Origin of the sequence: Escherichia sp. B1147 (assembly GCF_001660175.1) — a bacterium.
GTDB lineage: Bacteria > Pseudomonadota > Gammaproteobacteria > Enterobacterales > Enterobacteriaceae > Escherichia > Escherichia whittamii.
On record NZ_LFHY01000004.1, the window covers coordinates 111900 to 127000 of the forward strand.

Annotated in this window: 17 protein-coding genes; 10 read left to right on the forward strand and 7 right to left on the reverse strand. The window is 50.0% G+C overall.

Translation table 11 applies throughout. The annotated features are described in order from the left end of the window. Window positions 1-129: 129 nt before the first annotated feature. Window positions 130-1815 (forward strand): NAD-dependent DNA ligase LigB, encoded by a 1686-nt coding sequence (gene ligB / locus A9180_RS03000; RefSeq protein ID WP_064526046.1) that lies wholly within the window; start codon window positions 130-132, stop codon window positions 1813-1815. Here the strand turns inward: ligB and A9180_RS03005 are convergent. Beyond that, window positions 1812-2429 (reverse strand): trimeric intracellular cation channel family protein, encoded by a 618-nt coding sequence (locus A9180_RS03005; RefSeq protein WP_064526048.1) that lies wholly within the window; start codon window positions 2427-2429, stop codon window positions 1812-1814. The genes ligB and A9180_RS03005 overlap by 4 nt on opposite strands. A 249-nt stretch (window positions 2430-2678) precedes the next feature. Next, on the reverse strand, window positions 2679-3542 hold the full coding sequence (locus tag A9180_RS03010; protein WP_000621336.1) for a YicC/YloC family endoribonuclease: 864 nt from the start codon (window positions 3540-3542) through the stop codon (window positions 2679-2681). Between the two features lie 126 nt (window positions 3543-3668). Between A9180_RS03010 and rph the strand changes: the two genes are divergently transcribed. Both rph and pyrE read left to right on the forward strand, forming a co-directional pair. Next, window positions 3669-4385: a ribonuclease PH gene (gene rph / locus A9180_RS03015; protein ID WP_001247086.1), complete on the forward strand. Its 717-nt coding sequence runs from the start codon at window positions 3669-3671 to the stop codon at window positions 4383-4385. Window positions 4386-4449: 64 nt separating this feature from the next. Beyond that, window positions 4450-5091: an orotate phosphoribosyltransferase gene (gene pyrE / locus A9180_RS03020; protein ID WP_064526049.1), complete on the forward strand. Its 642-nt coding sequence runs from the start codon at window positions 4450-4452 to the stop codon at window positions 5089-5091. A 36-nt stretch (window positions 5092-5127) separates the two neighbouring features. On the opposite strand, the gene slmA is transcribed toward pyrE, so the two are convergent. From slmA to coaBC, 3 genes are all read right to left on the reverse strand, one after another. Beyond that, entirely contained in the window at window positions 5128-5724 is a 597-nt protein-coding gene (gene slmA, locus A9180_RS03025; RefSeq protein WP_000818603.1) for a nucleoid occlusion factor SlmA, read from the reverse strand. A 106-nt stretch (window positions 5725-5830) separates the two neighbouring features. Beyond that, entirely contained in the window at window positions 5831-6289 is a 459-nt protein-coding gene (gene dut, locus A9180_RS03030; protein WP_000976070.1) for a dUTP diphosphatase, read from the reverse strand. After that, on the reverse strand, window positions 6267-7487 hold the full coding sequence (coaBC, locus tag A9180_RS03035) for a bifunctional phosphopantothenoylcysteine decarboxylase/phosphopantothenate--cysteine ligase CoaBC (protein WP_064526051.1): 1221 nt from the start codon (window positions 7485-7487) through the stop codon (window positions 6267-6269). The genes dut and coaBC overlap by 23 nt, the downstream gene beginning before the upstream one ends. A gap of 171 nt (window positions 7488-7658) precedes the next feature. On the opposite strand from coaBC, the gene radC reads away from it, so the two are divergent. From radC to mutM, 4 genes are all read left to right on the forward strand, one after another. Next, a complete protein-coding gene (gene radC, locus A9180_RS03040) occupies window positions 7659-8327 on the forward strand; it encodes a RadC family protein (RefSeq protein ID WP_064526053.1) in 669 nt (222 codons plus the stop codon). A 216-nt stretch (window positions 8328-8543) separates the two neighbouring features. Continuing rightward, a complete protein-coding gene (gene rpmB, locus A9180_RS03045; protein ID WP_000091955.1) occupies window positions 8544-8780 on the forward strand; it encodes a 50S ribosomal protein L28 in 237 nt (78 codons plus the stop codon). Window positions 8781-8800: 20 nt separating this feature from the next. Continuing rightward, a complete protein-coding gene (gene rpmG / locus A9180_RS03050; protein ID WP_001051798.1) occupies window positions 8801-8968 on the forward strand; it encodes a 50S ribosomal protein L33 in 168 nt (55 codons plus the stop codon). Between the two features lie 97 nt (window positions 8969-9065). Continuing rightward, entirely contained in the window at window positions 9066-9875 is an 810-nt protein-coding gene (gene mutM / locus A9180_RS03055) for a bifunctional DNA-formamidopyrimidine glycosylase/DNA-(apurinic or apyrimidinic site) lyase (RefSeq protein WP_064526055.1), read from the forward strand. A 38-nt stretch (window positions 9876-9913) separates the two neighbouring features. Here the strand turns inward: mutM and coaD are convergent, their stop codons facing one another. Further along, the gene (gene coaD / locus A9180_RS03060) at window positions 9914-10393 is read right to left on the reverse strand and encodes a pantetheine-phosphate adenylyltransferase (protein WP_001171866.1); all 480 of its coding nucleotides are present in this window, start codon (window positions 10391-10393) and stop codon (window positions 9914-9916) included. Between the two features lie 7 nt (window positions 10394-10400). Then, the gene (waaA, locus tag A9180_RS03065) at window positions 10401-11678 is read right to left on the reverse strand and encodes a lipid IV(A) 3-deoxy-D-manno-octulosonic acid transferase (RefSeq protein WP_064526057.1); all 1278 of its coding nucleotides are present in this window, start codon (window positions 11676-11678) and stop codon (window positions 10401-10403) included. Between the two features lie 406 nt (window positions 11679-12084). On the opposite strand from waaA, the gene rfaQ reads away from it, so the two are divergent. From rfaQ to rfaP, 3 genes are read left to right on the forward strand one after another with little or no spacing between them, the layout of a single operon-like run. After that, entirely contained in the window at window positions 12085-13155 is a 1071-nt protein-coding gene (gene rfaQ, locus A9180_RS03070; protein WP_074399421.1) for a lipopolysaccharide core heptosyltransferase RfaQ, read from the forward strand. Then, window positions 13152-14276 carry a lipopolysaccharide glucosyltransferase I gene (gene rfaG / locus A9180_RS03075; RefSeq protein WP_064526061.1) on the forward strand — a complete coding sequence of 375 codons (1125 nt, stop codon included), beginning with the start codon at window positions 13152-13154 and terminating at the stop codon, window positions 14274-14276. The genes rfaQ and rfaG overlap by 4 nt, the downstream gene beginning before the upstream one ends. Continuing rightward, window positions 14269-15066 (forward strand): lipopolysaccharide core heptose(I) kinase RfaP, encoded by a 798-nt coding sequence (gene rfaP / locus A9180_RS03080; RefSeq protein WP_064526063.1) that lies wholly within the window; start codon window positions 14269-14271, stop codon window positions 15064-15066. Before rfaG ends, rfaP begins: the two co-directional genes overlap by 8 nt. The last annotated feature ends 35 nt before the right edge of the window (window positions 15067-15101 follow it).

Sequence of the window (15101 nt, forward strand, 5' to 3'; positions counted from 1 at the left end):
CGCAATTCCCGGTCATTTACTGCAACAAAGACGATTCTCTGGAAGCGTCATCTCACACTTTATTTTTGCCCCTCGGTTTTGCATTCATCACGTTGTATATCTGCCCGCCTGACTACAGTGGAGGTGACGATGAAAGTATGGATTGCAGTGTTAATGAGTATTTTGTGCTGGCAATCATCAGCAAAGGCGGTCTGCCCGGCCTGGTCGCCAGCCAGAGCGCATGAAGAAATCTCCCGCCTACAACAGCAAGTAAAACAGTGGGACGATGATTACTGGAAAAAAGGGAAAAGTGACGTGGAAGATGGGATTTACGATCAGTTAAGCGCCCGCCTTGCACAGTGGCAACGCTGTTTTGGTGAAGAGACAAGTGGTGACGCTATGCCGCCGCCGTTGAGTGGCACGGTGATCCATCCGGTTGCGCATACGGGAGTACCTAAGTTAGCGGATAAAAATGCGTTACGTCTGTGGATGCATGAGCACAGCGATCTTTGGGTACAGCCAAAAGTTGATGGGGTTGCGGTAACACTGGTCTACCGTGATGGAAAACTGATTAAAGCGATCAGTCGTGGCAATGGGCTTAAAGGTGAGGACTGGACGCAGAAAATACGCTTGATTCCTTCTGTACCGCAATCTGTTAGCGGAGTTTTGGCCAACAGCACCCTGCAGGGCGAGATATTTCTCCAGCGTGAGGGGCATATCCAACAACAAATGGGAGGAATGAATGCCCGTTCAAAGGTTGCCGGCATTTTGATGCGCCAGGACAATAGCGACACACTGCATTCACTGGGCGTGTTTATCTGGGCGTGGCCGGATGGACCACAGTTAATGGCCGAGCGATTACAGCAGCTTGCTACTGCGGGCTTTGCTTTGACGCAGAAGTATACCCTTGCGGTGAAAAGCGCAGACGAGGTTGAGCGAGCACGTAATGAGTGGTGGAAAACGAAATTGCCCTTCGTCACCGATGGCGTGGTTGTGCGAGCGGCTAAGGAACCCGAATCCCGTCATTGGCTACCGGGCCAGGCGGATTGGCTGATAGCGTGGAAATATCAGCCTGTGGCCCAGGTTACTGAAGTGAACGCGATACAGTTTGCTGTCGGTAAGAGCGGAAAAATCTCGGTGGTGGCGTCACTCGCGCCTGTCATGCTGGATGATAAAAAAGTCCAGCGGGTGAACATTGGTTCCGTCAGACGTTGGCAGGAGTGGGACATCGCACCTGGCGATCAAATCCTCGTGACTCTTGCCGGTCAGGGGATTCCACGCATTGATGAAGTGGTCTGGCGCGGTGCTGAACGCACAAAACCGACGCCGCCAGAAAACCGTTTTAACGCGTTGACCTGCTACTTTGCTTCTGATGTTTGTCAGGAGCAATTCATTTCACGGTTAGTCTGGCTGGGCTCAAAACAGGTTTTGGGGCTGGAGGGCATCGGTGAAGCTGGCTGGCGCTCGCTACATCAGACGCATCGCTTTGAACATATCTTTTCCTGGCTTTCATTAACGCCAGCTCAACTGCAGCACACGCCGGGGATCGCGAAAAGTAAAAGTGAGCAGTTATGGCATCAGTTTAACCTGGCACGTAAGCAACCTTTTACCCGCTGGGTGATGGCAATGGGAATACCGTTAACCAGAGTGGCGCTTAATGCCAACGACTTAAGCTCCTGGGAGCAACTTTTGCAGAGAAGCGAACAGTATTGGCAGCAACTACCGGGGACAGGGTTGCGTCGCGCAAGTCAGGTTTTGGAATGGAAGAATAATGCACAAATCAAGACGCTGGGCAACTGGCTGGCTGCCCAGCAGATCACAGGTTTTGTGCCTTAGTGGCCTTCGTGGCTGTAATAAAAAACCGGTAATCCCAGTTTAAGACGCAGCGCCAGCAAGCGAGCGAAAAAGCCGAATACCAGGGTGGAGATAATCACCACATCATGGTTGGAAACATAGTGTTGCAGTGCGATGTACAGCACGGCGGAAGCAAAAGAAACCCCGGCGTACAACTCTTTCTGGAATACCAGCGGGATACGTTTACAGAACATATCGCGCAAAACGCCGCCAAACACGCCAGTCGTCACAGCCGCGACAACGGCAATGATCGGGCCATGTCCCATATCCAGCGCGACCTGTGCGCCAATGATTGAAAAAACCACCAGTCCGAGTGCATCGAGCACCAGAAAGACTTTACGCAGGTAAGGCATCACGGGAGCAACGATGGTGGTGAATACGGCGGCAGTGGCTACGATAATCACATACTCCGGGTGTTTGACCCAACCGAGCGGATAGTGGCCCAGCAGAATATCACGTACTGAGCCTCCACCAATTGCGGTGGCGGTAGCAATGATAATTACGCCAAATGTATCCATGCGCCGCCGTCCGGCCGCCAGCGCCCCTGTCATGGCTTCGGCAGTAATGCCAACCAAATACAAAATGTGTAACAGCATGGTTTTCTCCCTAAAAATCTGCCTGGCAGGGTAGCGATTTGTACGCATTGTCACGATTGAGATTTTTTAAGGAGAGTTGTAATTGATAACTTATAGTTATGTGAAATGGGTATTTTCTGTAAATCCAATGCATTTTTCTGATGTTGTGTTAAGAAAAATGCATTAGAAAAAGTATGGGATTTTTGACATTTTTTGGGTAGGTGTACGTAGAGCCGCTGAAATTAACAACGGCCTACAATGCTATGTCGCTTACTCGATGTTCTGGATCTGCTCGCGCATCTGCTCGATCAACACTTTCAGCTCGATGGCGGAGTTTGTCACTTCGGCATTGATAGATTTCGACGCAAGTGTGTTCGACTCGCGGTTAAATTCCTGCATCATAAAGTCCAGACGACGGCCAACCGCTTCTTTTTTCTTCAGAATGTTGTACGTTTCTTTAACATGCGCTTCGAGGCGGTCCAGCTCTTCGGCAACGTCAATTCGTTGTGCCAGCAGAACCAACTCCTGCTCCAAACGGTTGTTTTCCAGTTGCACCTGGGCGTCTTCCAGCTTCGCTACCAGACGCTCACGCTGCCATTGCAGGATTTCCGGCATATGGGCGCGCACTTTGACCACTTCGGCGGTGACGCCTTCCAGACGTTGTTCAATCAACGCTTTCAGCGCCTGGCCTTCGGTTTCGCGCGCGACGATAAAGTCGTCCAGCGTACCATCGAGAGCAGCGAGAATTTCAGCAGCAATGGCGTCGAGATCCTGCTCCTGGGCTGCCATTACACCTGGCCAGCGCAGAATATCAACCGGGTTAATTTCCCCTTCGTCACTCTGCATTTTCACCCAGTTCGCGGCAGTTACCAGCTGTTTAGCCAGTTTTTCGTTGAGAATCAGCTCACCTTGTGCGCTAACATCTGGTTCATAGCGCAGGGTACATTCCACTTTACCGCGCGTCAGACGAGAGCGAATACGCTCACGAACGACAGGTTCAAGGCTACGGAACTGCTCCGGCAGACGAAAGTAAGTTTCCAGATAACGCTGGTTTACCGAGCGCATTTCCCAGGTTGCGCTCCCCCATTCACCCTTGATTTCACGCCGGGCGTAGGCGGTCATACTGCGGATCATAGACGTTCCTGTTTATAAAAGGAGAGGTGGAAGGATTATAGCCATCGATGCCTTGTCAGGATAGGAATAACCGCCGGAAGTCCGTATAATGCGCAGCCACATTTGTTTCAAGCCGGAGATTTCAATATGCGTCCAGCAGGCCGTAGCAATAATCAGGTGCGTCCCGTTACCCTGACTCGTAACTATACAAAACATGCAGAAGGCTCGGTGCTGGTCGAATTTGGCGATACCAAGGTGTTGTGTACCGCCTCTATTGAAGAAGGCGTGCCGCGCTTCCTGAAAGGTCAGGGGCAGGGCTGGATCACCGCAGAATACGGTATGCTGCCGCGTTCTACTCATACCCGTAACGCCCGTGAAGCGGCGAAGGGTAAGCAGGGCGGTCGCACGATGGAGATTCAGCGTCTGATCGCTCGTGCATTGCGCGCCGCGGTAGATTTGAAAGCCCTCGGTGAGTTCACTATTACACTGGACTGCGACGTACTTCAGGCCGATGGCGGCACCCGCACAGCTTCGATCACCGGTGCTTGTGTGGCGCTGGCAGATGCGCTGAATAAGCTGGTTGAGAATGGCAAACTGAAAACCAACCCGATGAAAGGCATGGTAGCCGCGGTTTCTGTCGGTATCGTTAACGGCGAAGCGATTTGCGATCTGGAATACGTTGAAGACTCTGCTGCTGAAACGGATATGAACGTGGTGATGACCGAAGACGGGCGCATTATTGAAGTGCAGGGGACGGCAGAAGGCGAGCCGTTCACCCATGAAGAGCTACTTACCTTGTTGGCGCTGGCCCGAGGGGGAATCGAATCCATTGTAGCGACGCAGAAGGCGGCGCTGGCAAACTGATTTTTAAGGCGACTACTGAGTCGCCTTTTTTTGTCTGTATAAAAGTAAGATGAGGAGCGAAGGCATGAAACCATATCAGCGCCAGTTTATTGAATTTGCGCTTGGCAAACAGGTATTAAAGTTTGGCGAGTTTACGTTGAAGTCCGGGCGCAAAAGCCCTTATTTCTTCAACGCCGGGCTGTTTAATACCGGGCGCGACCTGGCACTGTTAGGCCGTTTTTACGCTGAAGCGTTAGTGGATTCTGGCATTGGGTTCGATCTGCTGTTTGGCCCCGCTTACAAAGGGATTCCGATTGCCACCACTACCGCCGTGGCGCTGGCGGAGCATCATGACCTTGACCTGCCATATTGCTTTAACCGCAAAGAAGCAAAAGATCACGGTGAAGGCGGCAATCTGGTCGGTAGTGCGTTACAAGGGCGTGTGATGCTGGTAGATGATGTGATCACCGCCGGGACGGCGATCCGCGAGTCGATGGAAATTATTCAGGCTAATGGCGCTACGCTTGCTGGCGTGCTGATTTCACTCGATCGTCAGGAACGGGGGCGCGGCGAAATTTCGGCAATTCAGGAAGTTGAGCGTGATTACAGCTGCAAAGTGATCTCTATCATCACCCTGAAAGACTTGATTGCTTACCTGGAAGAGAAGCCGGAAATGGCGGAACATCTGGCGGCGGTTAAGGCTTATCGCGAAGAGTACGGGGTTTGACAAAAAACGCCGGATGGTAAGTCATCCGGCGTCATCTTACTGCAACTGCGCGGCAATTAGCGGCCAGCGGGCGTCAAAGTCATCCGTCGGGCGGTATTTAAACTCGCTGCGGACAAAGCGTGACAGCATACCTTCACAAAATGCCAGCAACTGGCTTGCCAGCAGCGTTTCATCGGTGGTGTAACCTTCACCCTCACGCATTCTCTTTTCGCGCAATACCTGACGCAACTGCGCTTCAATACGCTCGAACAGTTGGTTGATGCGTCCTTGCAGGCGGTCTTGTTCAAACATCAGCGCATGCCCGGTAAGGATGCGGGTCAGGCCAGGATTACGCTCACCAAAACCGAGGAGCAGCAACACAATCAGACGCAGGCGCGCTGTGGTGTCCTTCTCATCTTTCAGAATCAGATTGATGCGAGTAATCAGGCTATCTTCGATAAACTCAATCAGGCTATCGAACATGCGGGTCTTACTGGGGAAGTGGCGATACAGAGCCGCTTCGGAAACGCCGACAGAGGCGGCCAGTTTCGCGGTCGTGATACGTTGGCTTCCATCGCTGGATTCCAACATTAGCGCCAGAGACTGAAGTATTTCTTCGCGACGGTTCCTTTTCGCAGTTTGTTTTTCTGCCATGTTACAAAATACCCCTGAAAATAAGCACTTGCCAGGCGGCACCCACGCTATGACCGCAAACGAAATGTTTGCGGCAATGTTATGACGTTATTCGGATGCGTATATGTTACTGACGACCAGAGTGACCAAAGCCGCCTTCACCGCGGTCGGTGGCGTCAAAATCTTCCACCAAATTAAATTCGGCCTGTACCACCGGAACAAAAATCATCTGTGCGATACGTTCGCCAGGTTGAATGGTGAAGCTGTCCTGACCACGGTTCCACACGGAGATCATCAACTGACCCTGATAGTCAGAATCGATCAATCCCACCAGGTTGCCGAGAACGATGCCGTGCTTATGGCCCAGCCCGGAGCGCGGCAGCATCATCGCCGCCAGTGAAGGGTCGGCAATATGAATCGCCAACCCGGTCGGTACCAGCGTGGTGTCGCCCGGCGCCAGTTCTACGGCGTCGTCGAGACAGGCGCGCAGGTCAAGTCCGGCAGAACCAGAAGTGGCATAAGTCGGGAGCGGAAATTCCTTCCCAACGCGCGGGTCCAGTATCTTAACGTCGATTTTTTTCATCATAACGGGTCACGATCTCGTCGAGTAATAATTGGCCAAGGAGCTCTTTACGCTCAAGCGGTAAGACTTTATCTCCGTCTTGCCAGAAAAGGTGTAATGCATTGCAGTCGCTGTTAAATCCTTGAGTTGGTCGGGAAACATCGTTCGCGCAGATCAGATCAAGGTTTTTACGAATACGTTTTTGCCGGGCGTATTCTTCCACATTATTTGTTTCGGCCGCAAATCCAACAACATAAGGCCTTTGGTCTTTTAGTGCGGCAACTCCGGCGACGATATCAGGGTTTTTGACCATTTTTATTGTTAATTCATCCCCCTGAGTCGCCTGCTTTTTGATTTTTTCACTGGCGACAGCGGCTGCGCGATAATCGGCCACGGCGGCGCAACCGATAAAAATATTTTGCTGCTGTACTGAGGCCTTCACGGCGGCTTCCATCTCCAGTGCGGTCATCACATCAACACGTTTAACAAACGGCGGTGTTGGTAGCGAAACCGGTCCGGAAACCAGCGTAACGTTCGCTCCGCGACGGGCAGCGGCAGCGGCGATAGCAAAGCCCATCTTGCCGGAGCTGTGGTTGGAGATGTAACGCACCGGATCGAGCGGTTCGCGCGTCGGGCCGGCGGTAATCATAATATTCAGATGTTTCAGGTCGTTGACGGGCGAAAAATGTGCGGCAGCCATATCAACAATGGTTAAGGGATCGAGCATTCGCCCAGGGCCGATATCACCACAGGCCTGACTGCCGCTATCTGGCCCCCAGATCAGCAAACCACGTGAGGCAAGCACCTCTAAATTATGCTGGGTAGCCGCAGCACGATACATCTGCTGGTTCATGGCTGGCAGTACGGCAACAGGCGCAGGCGTAGCCAGGCAAATCGTTGACACCAGATCATTCGCCATCCCGGCAGCTACGCGGGCAATCAAATCAGCGGTAGCTGGGGCGAGAATCACTAAATCAGCCCATTTACCCAGCTCAATATGACCCATCGCCGCCTCGGCTGCTGGGTCCAGCAGACTATCGGCAACGGGATAACCAGAAACCGCCTGCAAGCTAAGTGGGGTGATAAAGGCTTTTGCCGCTTCGGTCATGGCTACGCGGACGTCTGCTCCGCGATCGCGCAAACGACGCACCAGCTCAGGGGTTTTATAGGCAGCAATACCGCCGCTGACGCCGAGAACGATTTTTTTACCGGCCAGGCTCATGATGATTTTTCCTGTAGGGGGACACCAGAAGTTGGCGATTTTATCACAATACTTTTGTTGTCGTGCTTTCACCTGAGAATCACTTTGCGAGGCGCTTTCCAGGATTGAAAACTGGCCGTCGATTTAACCAAACGGCTATGACAGGATGCGCCCACCACAAAGGAGGTGAAGGTGAAAAGCAATGTAGAATTGTTGATGCCACGCGAAAAAATGCTGAAGTTGGGCATTGGTGCGTTAACGGATATCGAGCTGCTGGCGCTATTTCTGCGTACAGGAACGCGCGGTAAAGATGTGTTAACCCTGGCAAAAGAGATGCTGGAGAATTTCGGCTCTCTTTACGGCTTGTTAACCTCTGAATATGAACAATTTAGTGGCGTTCATGGAATTGGTGTGGCGAAATTCGCCCAGTTAAAGGGGATTGCCGAACTGGCGCGGCGTTACTACAACGTGCGGATGCGTGAAGAAAGCCCGTTACTCAGCCCGGAGATGACGAGGGAATTTTTACAAAGCCAGCTCACGGGCGAAGAGCGGGAGATCTTTATGGTGATCTTTCTCGACTCACAACATCGGGTACTTACCCACAGCCGACTCTTTTCCGGCACGTTAAATCATGTGGAAGTCCACCCACGGGAAATTATTCGTGAAGCGATAAAAATAAACGCCTCGGCACTGATCCTTGCCCATAATCACCCTTCGGGTTGTGCTGAACCCAGTAAAGCGGATAAACTCATTACCGAACGGATAATAAAAAGTTGTCAGTTCATGGAATTACGCGTGCTCGACCATATCGTGATTGGGCGTGGAGAATATGTTTCTTTTGCCGAACGCGGCTGGATTTAATCCGCTATGCGCGATCCTTCGGGATCTTTGTCTGTTCGGGACTTGAGCACATCGCCGAGTCAGCGTATACTACGCCACCTTTGAGAATCTCGGGTTTGGCATTTGGGCCTGGCAATCGAGAGTTCACATAGAACTGCGATGACCGGGCTGTAAAGCCTGACGAGGCGCCAATACCCCATACGAAGCTCGAGCTAATTTGATTTTTGGAGAATAGACATGTCCCGAGTCTGCCAAGTTACTGGCAAGCGTCCGGTGACCGGTAACAACCGTTCCCACGCACTGAACGCGACTAAACGCCGTTTCCTGCCGAACCTGCACTCTCACCGTTTCTGGGTTGAGAGCGAAAAGCGTTTTGTCACCCTGCGCGTATCTGCTAAAGGTATGCGTGTAATCGATAAAAAAGGCATCGATACAGTTCTGGCTGAACTGCGTGCCCGTGGCGAAAAGTACTAAGTACTTAGAGGAAATAAATCATGGCTAAAGGTATTCGTGAGAAAATCAAGCTGGTTTCTTCTGCTGGTACTGGTCACTTCTATACCACTACGAAGAACAAACGTACTAAGCCGGAAAAACTGGAACTGAAAAAATTCGATCCAGTTGTTCGCCAGCACGTGATCTACAAAGAAGCGAAAATTAAATAATTCTCGCTTTAATGTAACGAAAAACCTCGCCCCGGCGGGGTTTTTTGTTATCTACTTGCCCCCATATTGACTGCATCTGTTCATTCCCGGAGATGCTATGCCTGAATTACCCGAAGTTGAAACCAGCCGTCGCGGCATAGAACCACATCTCGTTGGTGCAACCATTCTTCATGCGGTGGTGCGCAACGGACGCCTGCGCTGGCCGGTTTCGGAAGAAATCTACCGTTTAAGCGATCAACCAGTGCTTAGTGTACAGCGCCGCGCTAAATATCTGCTGCTGGAGCTACCTGAGGGCTGGATTATCATCCATCTGGGGATGTCTGGTAGTTTGCGCATCCTTCCAGAAGAACTTCCCCCTGAAAAGCATGACCATGTTGATTTGGTGATGAGTAACGGCAAAGTGCTGCGCTATACCGATCCGCGCCGCTTTGGCGCCTGGCTGTGGGCCAAAGAGCTGGAAGGCCACAATGTGCTGGCACATCTTGGGCCGGAGCCGCTTAACGATGATTTCAATGGCGAATACTTGCATCAGAAGTGCGCGAAGAAAAAAACGGCGATTAAGCCCTGGCTGATGGATAACAAGTTGGTGGTAGGCGTAGGGAATATCTACGCCAGTGAATCACTGTTTGCAGCGGGGATCCATCCGGATCGGCTGGCATCTTCTCTCTCGCTGGCAGAGTGTGAACTGTTGGCTCGAGTGATTAAAGCAGTATTGCTGCGTTCAATTGAGCAGGGCGGTACGACGCTGAAAGATTTTCTGCAAAGCGACGGTAAACCGGGCTATTTCGCTCAGGAATTGCAGGTTTACGGGCGAAAAGGCGAGCCGTGTCGGGTGTGCGGTACGCCGATTGTGGCGTCTAAACATGCACAACGGGCGACGTTTTATTGCAGGCACTGCCAGAAATAATTGATGCAAGCCGGATGGTAAATCATCCGGCATAAAAGCTACGCTAATTTCGCCATCAATGCCTGATGGACATTCTCCGGTAGGAAATGGGTGACATCGCCCTGATGGCGCGCCACTTCTTTAACCAGCGATGAAGAGATAAACGACCACTCTTTCGAAGGCATCAGAAACACACTCTCCAGTTCCGGCATTAAGTGGCGATTCATATGCGCCAGCTGCATTTCATATTCAAAATCCGCCACTGCACGCAGGCCACGAATCAGCACTGTGGCGTGTTGATTGCGGGCGAAGTTCGCCATTAAATCGCTAAATCCGACCACTTCAACGTTTCCCAGATGCGCAGTTGCCTGTTGTGCCAGCGCCACACGCTCTTCCAGAGTAAACATCGGTTTTTTACTGGGGCTGGCGGCAATCGCCAGAATAACGTGATCGAACATCTGCGTGGCGCGCGTCACGATATCGATATGACCATTGGTAATGGGATCGAAAGTACCCGGATAAATCGCCCGTTTTTGCATAATAACCTCAATGCGTTTTCGGTGGCAGGTAAGGTTCCAGCAGTTGAAGCAGACGCTGCAGCGCGCCCTGGTTTTGATACAGCACTTCAACGGCATGACGGCCATAGAAACTACGGTAATCAGCGTCAGTGAGTAAAGAGGAAACCTCTTTTGCCAGCGACGCGGCATCAGTGATGGTTATCAGCCCGCTTGCATGCTCCAGCCGCGCGCAAATGTCTTTAAAGTTAAAGGTATGCGGCCCCATCAACACCGGGATAGCGTGTGCGGCGGCCTCCAGCGGATTATGTCCACCACGTTCAACCAGTGAACCGCCAACAAACGCGAGATCGGCAATACCGTACAGCAACATCAGTTCGCCCATCGTATCGCCAACCACCACTTGTGTACTGGCAGAGGGGACCTCTCCGGAAGAGCGTGTGATATAGCTTAGTCCAGCCTGGCGGACAAGGTTAATCGCGTCCGGGAAGCGTTCAGGATGACGAGGAACAAGAATGAGCAATAAATTCGGGAACTGTTGCAACAGCGCCTGATGGGCGGCAATCACTACGCTCTCTTCGCCATCATGAGTACTGGTGGCAATCCATACCGGACGATGCGGCGCCCACTGGCGGCGCAGCGTTACTGCTTTAGCAGCCAGTTGTGGTGTTACAGAGATATCGAATTTCAGGCTACCGGTAACGGTAACCTGATTATTTTTTGCGCCCAGCGCCACAAAACGCGCGCCATCTTCTTCATTTTGCGCAGCAATCAGCGTAATACGACGGAGCAAGCGACGAACAAATTTACCCAGTTTGGCGTAACCTGCGGCAGAGCGCGCAGAAAGACGCGCATTGGCGATAACCAGCGGAATTTTGCGCTTATGTAGTGCCGCGATCAGGTTAGGCCACAGTTCAGTTTCCATAATCAACACCAGCTTCGGGTCGACCTTATTAAGGAAACGGTTGAGTGCATCGGGCAGATCGTAAGGCAGATAAACGTGCTGAACATCTTTTCCAAACGCCGATTGTACGCGCTCCGAACCAGTCGGTGTCATAGTCGTGACAGTGATTGGTAAATCAGGATAGCGATGACGCAGCGCGCGCACCAACGGGATTGCCGCCAGAGTTTCACCGACGGATACAGAGTGCAGCATAATGCCGCCTGGTGTTAGCGGATGGCGGTAAAAACCGTAACGTTCACCCCAGCGTTTTCGATAGGCCGGAGCCTTACGTCCGCGCACCCAAAGCCGTATCCAGATTAGCGGCTGAATAAGGTAGAGAAGGGCGGTGTAAAGCAATTCGAGCATAATAAATAGCTGACTTATGGATGTGCTGGGGATTCTATGTATTTAGCGGTGGCTTTACCATTACTTTTCCTGTTTTTGACTTAAATAGCTTCAGTTTGGTCTGATCTGCCGCTACATCTTCATTTTTTTTGTATTTTTATGCGATTCATTGAAACCTGGCCCCATTTTCTACGTTACATAGGCCGTACCGACATTATCTATATGCTGTTTTTTATCTATTTGATTTTTATAACCAAAACATATTTTGTGTATAAAAATCATTCGGGTCGGATTGCTGCGAAAGAAATGATACACTAGCACGTCAAAGTAAGTGCGTTATCAGTATTCAGGTAGCTGTTGAGCCTGGGGCGGTAGCGTGCTTTTTTTCTGCTTAACTTAACCAGACAATCACACAAAAGAGTCGCTAGTGGAAAAGCCATTTCGAAAAATCCTGGTCATAAAGATGCGATATCATGGAGATATGTTATTAACTACTCCTGTCATCAGTACGCTCAAGCAGAATTATCCCGATGCAAAAATCGATATGCTGCTTTATCAGGACACCATCCCTATTTTGTCTGAAAATCCGGAAATTAATGCGCTCTACGGGATAAGCAATAAAGGTGCGGGAACATTCGATAAAATTAAAAATGTGCTTTCGTTGATAAAAACTCTGCGTGCGAATAATTACGATCTGGTCATTAATCTTACGGATCAGTGGATGGTAGCACTGCTGGTACGTTGTTTACCTGCACGGATGAAAATATCGCAACTTTATGGTCATCGGCAGCATGGCATTTGGAAAAAAAGCTTCACACACTTAGCGCCAATACACGGTACACATATTGTTGAGCGTAATTTATCGGTCCTTGAGCCATTAGGTATTACCGATTTCTACACCGATACAACAATGAGTTACGCCGAAGATTGCTGGAAGAAGATGCGCCGGGAATTAGATGCCCTGGGCGTGAAAGATCATTATGTTGTCATCCAACCGACAGCGCGTCAGATATTTAAGTGCTGGGATAACGATAAATTTTCTAAGGTTATCGATGCGCTGCAACAGCGAGGGTATCAGGTTGTGCTGACCTGCGGGCCTTCGGCAGATGATCTCGCTTGTGTCGATGAGATTGCTCGAGGTTGCGAAACGAAACCCATTACTGGCCTTGCAGGTAAAACACGTTTTCCTGAACTAGGTGCGTTAATTGATCATGCAGTGCTTTTTATTGGCGTGGATTCTGCGCCAGGACATATTGCCGCGGCAGTGAAAACGCCAGTCATTAGTCTATTTGGTGCAACGGATCACGTATTCTGGCGTCCCTGGACCGAGAATATTATTCAATTCTGGGCGGGGAATTATCAGAAAATGCCGACCCGGCATGAACTTGATCGCAACAAAAAATATCTTTCTGTTATCCCAGCGGAAGATGTAATCGCCGCTACGGAAAAGCTGTTGCCAGAAGATGCCCCTTCAGCTGACAGGAATGTACAATTATGATCGTGGCGTTTTGTTTATATAAATATTTTCCTTTTGGTGGGCTTCAACGTGACTTTATGCGTATTGCATCAACAGTTGCCGCACGGGGCCACCATGTTCGGGTCTATACGCAGTCGTGGGAAGGTGATTGCCCGAAAGCATTTGAGCTTATTCAGGTGCCAGTTAAGTCCCATACCAACCATGGACGCAATGCAGAATATTATGCCTGGGTACAAAATCATCTCAAAGCGCATCCCGCTGATCGCGTTGTTGGGTTTAATAAGATGCCAGGGTTGGATGTTTATTTTGCCGCTGATGTTTGTTACGCCGAGAAAGTTGCGCAAGAAAAAGGTTTTTTATATCGTTTAACATCACGATATCGCCATTATGCCGCATTTGAGCGGGCGACTTTCGAGCAGGGTAAATCGACGAAACTTATGATGCTGACCGATAAGCAAATCGCCGATTTCCAGAAACATTATCAAACTGAACCTGAACGTTTTCAAATTCTTCCTCCCGGTATTTATCCGGACAGAAAATACAGCGAGCAAATCCCAAATAGTCGTGAAATTTATCGTCAGAAAAATGGCATAAAAGAGCAACAAAACTTATTACTGCAGGTTGGATCAGATTTTGGCCGTAAAGGTGTAGATCGCTCAATTGAAGCTTTGGCATCATTACCAGAATCATTACGTCACAATACGCTTTTATTTGTTGTTGGTCAGGATAAACCGCGAAAATTTGAAGCGTTGGCAGAAAAACTCGGCGTGCGGAGCAATGTGCATTTCTTCTCCGGTCGCAATGATGTGTCAGAATTAATGGCAGCCGCTGATTTATTACTGCATCCCGCTTATCAGGAAGCTGCGGGTATCGTTCTTCTTGAAGCGATCGCTGCTGGATTACCTGTTTTAACAACTGCGGTATGTGGGTACGCGCATTATATTGCGGATGCTAATTGTGGAACGGTCATCGCTGAACCTTTCTCCCAGGAACAATTAAATGAAGTTTTACGTAAAGCGTTAACTCAGTCTCCATTGCGAATGGCCTGGGCGGAGAATGCTCGCCATTATGCCGATACTCAGGATTTGTATAGCTTGCCAGAGAAAGCCGCGGATATCATTACAGGTGGTTTAGATGGTTGAATTAAAAGAGCCGCTTGCCACACTTTGGCGTGGTAAAGATGCTTTTGCAGAAGTCAAAAAACTGAACGGCGAGGTCTTTCGTGAACTGGAGACTCGTCGCACATTACGCTTTGAACTGTCCGGGAAAAGCTATTTTCTTAAATGGCACAAGGGGACGACATTAAAAGAGATTATAAAAAATCTACTCTCATTGCGGATGCCCGTTTTGGGCGCAGACAGAGAGTGGCACGCTATTCATCGCCTGAGTGATGTTGGCGTTGATACAATGAAGGGCATTGGGTTTGGTGAAAAAGGTTTAAATCCATTAACCCGCACATCATTTATTATTACCGAAGATCTCACTCCCACGATTAGCCTTGAAGATTATTGTGCCGATTGGGCAGTCAATCCTCCTGATATACGTGTTAAGCGTATGCTGATCGCGCGTGTGGCAACCATGGTGCGTAAAATGCACGCAGCAGGGATAAATCACCGCGACTGTTATATTTGCCACTTTTTGCTTCATTTGCCATTTACTGGCCGGGAAGATGAATTAAAAATTTCGGTCATCGATCTGCATCGGGCACAGATACGTGCAAAAGTACCGCGCCGCTGGCGCGATAAAGACCTGATTGGTTTATATTTCTCATCAATGAATATTGGCCTGACGCAAAGAGACATATGGCGATTTATGAAGGTTTATTTTGGGATGCCTTTACGCAAAATATTATCTCTTGAACAGAATTTATTGAACATGGCAAGCGTTAAGGCCGAACGTATTAAAGAGCGAACACAACGCAAAGGATTATAAAAATATTTATCAGTATGTACTGGAACTAACTTTAT